Source organism: Aerococcus sp. L_32 (genome assembly GCF_050689315.1).
The window spans coordinates 1-832 of record NZ_JBOEQF010000804.1 but is presented as its reverse complement, the minus strand read 5'-3'; the positions used below and the strand labels follow the sequence as shown (position 1 = coordinate 832).

Below are 832 nucleotides of genomic sequence, written 5' to 3'. Positions count from 1 at the left end.
TTTTAAGGCAATTGGCTACTTTTTCCTCGTAACCACCTTTTTGATCGGCTTGACCTTGGTATTTGGTAGACTAGTGAATGTTGGCGGTGATGTAGCACTTGGTGAAATCTCTACCGAATCACTTGATGGGATTGCGACTGGGATTAACTTACAAGATTTCATCTTGAGTATTATTCCAAGCAATATCTTTCAAACTTTAGCTGATGGTAGCTTATTGCCAATCATTTTCTTTGCTATTTTCCTCGGTATAGGCCTAATCGCAATTGGTGATGAAGCAAAGCCAGTTATCTCTTTATTTAATTCTTGGAAAAAGGCCATCTTTAAAATGGTTGACTATGCCATTCAATTTGCTCCAATCGGGGTTTTCGGATTCCTAGCATATGACGTTGCAACTTATGGAATTTCAGGTATTTCTTCTGTATTCAGTTTCCTATTCTGGCTATACGTCGCATACCTAACAGTCGCCTTAGTAATCTATCCCATCATTGCGTACAGTTTTGGCGTATCCTATATTTCATTGTTTAAATCCATCTCTGACTTGAGCTTTATCGCCTTTATTACAGGCGGTTCAAGTGTTGTATTACCTTCACTTATCGAACGTTTAGAAGAAAATAAAGTCCCAAAAGTGATCTCATCTGGCGTAACGTGCCTAGGCTACACACTAAATCTAGGTGGTGCAGCTATCTATGTATCTTTGGCTATTTCCTTTATAATGAACATATATGATGCTTCATTAACAATTTCTGATTTTGTCGTTTTAGTAGTATTTCTTACTTTTATTACCAAAACAATCGCTACAGTACCATCAGGGGCCATTGTCGTGCTTCTTGCC

Annotated in this window: 1 protein-coding gene; it reads left to right on the top strand. The window is 38.1% G+C overall.

What is annotated here, in order from left to right; genetic code table 11:
* Positions 1 to 10 precede the first annotated feature (10 nt).
* A partial coding sequence (locus ACRCJ0_RS16600; protein ID WP_431391260.1) for a dicarboxylate/amino acid:cation symporter occupies positions 11 to 832 on the top strand: 822 nt, incomplete at its 3' end.